Raw genomic sequence first — 2,529 nt, forward strand, 5'->3', positions numbered from 1 at the left:
AACCTCAGAACCGAAAGAAGACTCGGTGTTCTCATACAGCGCGTCCATGATAGTGTCTGCCTTAGCTGTCAGGCTACCAGTCAGGACCGGAAGCTCTACAGTCTTCAGTAGCTTAGAGGATTCCAGCACATCGACCATGCGGCTATTGATGGTGCGGACCACGTTATCACAGATATTCAGAGCGTCCTGCTGGAGCGTACCCTGAGTGAAACCAGTGGAAGACTTGGCGTCCCATAGCTTGGTCTGGTGAGACACGAGGATAGCTTGCTCAATCGGCTCAACGGTGATTTCGGTTCCAGACGGAGCTGTCACGACTTCAGGTCGCTTGCCACCACGGACAGGGACCAGCACAGAGCGGTCAGTCAGAGTGTGAGCAATGATTGGAGTCGGTAAGCTGTTACGGGTCGGCAGGACTTCTACCGGGAACGGGATGTTATCCTGAGCATCTTTAAGCACAGAATTGAGCATGGTCTTCACCAGCTTAGCTAACTTGAAGGCATAGACCTGAGGGTCTGCGTTAGTTGGCAAACCTTCGTTAATCTGAAGGTTGTCGGTGTCGGTGATACGAACAGGCTCAATGCCGAACTGGAAAGCGTCTTTAGTCATAGTCATGATAATTAATCTCCTTAAGTCAAATACTTGAAGTCCCTAACGGTAAGTCAGGGACCGTGTGTTCTTAGATGGAATCCATCCAGTTAGCGCCACTATCGAGGTCAGCCATAATTGAAGCCTTGGAACGACCAGCAGAATGGGTAGCGCTGCGGAGGTTCTCACCATATGTCCGGCGTTCAGCTTTGACCTGTTCGCGGCGCTGTAGCTCTTTCTGCCATTCGTCCTCGGTCATGAACATTTCGCGGGTACGCTCTTTCTGAGACGCCAGCTCTTTAGCGATACGCTCAGCCTCGACACGCTTATTCATCTGGCGGCGTTGGTAGGCGGTCATCAGGTCATTACTGAAGAAGTTACCAATGGTCACGCCAGCTTCAGCCAGGGCTTCCAATAACTCCATAGACTCGCGGCTGGTAGACGGCAGGCCTGACAGGTAGCCCGGAATCAGGGTCTTGATAGCGAGGGACAGCGGATAGAACTGACCGTCCAGACTCACAGTATTCTCGTAGAGATTGATGTCGGTGACTGACAGTTTCCAGTCTTGGTTATTGAATAACATAGTAATTACTCCTCTTGAGAGTTGAGACTATCGGTCGACCACAGGCGTGTTTAGTCCTGCGGCGTCTCCCCGCATCGGTCATCTCAAAAGGTTTAAATTAGGGTGGTGAGTAGGCAAGCTACTAACGGTGTGCTGACGACAGCTAGCAAGCTAGCGACAGTTTCATAGCGACCAGTTGCGCTATCAGCTCGTCTCGTGATTGGTGCTGGCGGGTCTCATCTTCCGGGTCTAGACCAAGCTCTCTGAGGAGGACTTCAGTCCGGTAGCCACGGTAACGGAGAGTCATGCGGCCCTCAGGTGTGCGCGGGTCAATCATCTTAGAGTCCCTCCAGCTTGCCGGATTGGGCCTGCTTCAGGAGATGCTCTTGCTTCTGCTGGTCGGTGCCAGTGAAGGCAATAAGGATGCCTCGCAGTTTATCGACTATCGCAGGCTTACCGAAGACCTCCAATCCCTTAGCGTTGAAGCGAAAGTTATAACCACCTGCTGAGAACTTCTGGTCTGACGGCTTAATGATACGGAAGCAGTCGGAATACTTTGGATTTACAGACCACTCGTTACTGATTGGATTCTTACGAAAGAGACCACGATGCTGAAGAAGTGCGGTCATTAGCTTCTGAGCAGGTAGACCATAGGTTTTGCAGTAGTCACCCCAAGTCACGCCTCGACGGTTAGCAGACTGAATGGCTGCTCGCTTCTTCTGGTCTTCCAGTTGAAGGACTCGACGCTCTAACGTCTGAATATGATCGTAACACTTGGCGCGGAGGTGAACGGAATAGCCAGCGACCAGAATAAAAGTATGCTTACGGTCGAGACGGTACATTACCCGGCTCTCGCCTTTAGCGTCCTTGTATACTTCCTCGCCAACCAGCTCAGTTTTGAGCGCGTTAAGCTCCTCAGCCATATTGCGAATATCGCGCAGGACATTTCGGTGCTCCTTGCCTGTCAGCTCCGCAATTTCAACTGAGGTCATGGACACAAGCTGGTCGAGGTTAATGATGCTGATTTCTTGTTGGGACATTTACGTGTACTCCTTTTGTTTGCACCCTGAAGTCGCCCCCCACTGACCTACTCAAGCCCCCACGTAAAGGGAGACCAGCAGGCAACAGGACGCAAACAGAATGACTTGAGGTAATTATGATGTGGTCTGCGATGACCAGTAGTGATAAAGGTGCAAGACAGCATGTCCGACGTCCAGATGGTGAGCGGTGATAGACCCAAGTCATAATGAAGACACGAGAACGCTAACGGGCTGGGAGTCTGACAGAGGCTGTCTTGCTAGCCTTGGTATGGAGAAAGACTTAATGTCGGGAGAGCTTCCGCATAACTTGACGCATCAAGACCAGAGGCGGAATGTATGGTC

General features: G+C 51.6%; 2 protein-coding genes and 1 pseudogene. All 3 read right to left on the reverse strand.

Features of this window, described 5'->3' with window-relative positions:
• A pseudogene (locus NNO04_RS22275) lies at positions 1–612 on the reverse strand (hypothetical protein); the annotation flags it as partial.
• A 64-nt stretch (positions 613–676) separates the two neighbouring features.
• Positions 677–1,168: a hypothetical protein gene (locus tag NNO04_RS22280; protein WP_241176425.1), complete on the reverse strand. Its 492-nt coding sequence runs from the start codon at positions 1,166–1,168 to the stop codon at positions 677–679.
• A gap of 317 nt (positions 1,169–1,485) precedes the next feature.
• Complete coding sequence (locus NNO04_RS22285) at positions 1,486–2,187, reverse strand: Rha family transcriptional regulator (protein ID WP_060682233.1); 702 nt, start codon at positions 2,185–2,187, stop codon at positions 1,486–1,488.
• Positions 2,188–2,529: the final 342 nt, after the last annotated feature.

The organism is Citrobacter sp. Awk 4 (assembly GCF_028069725.1).
In the GTDB taxonomy this organism is placed as follows: Bacteria; Pseudomonadota; Gammaproteobacteria; order Enterobacterales; family Enterobacteriaceae; genus Citrobacter_D.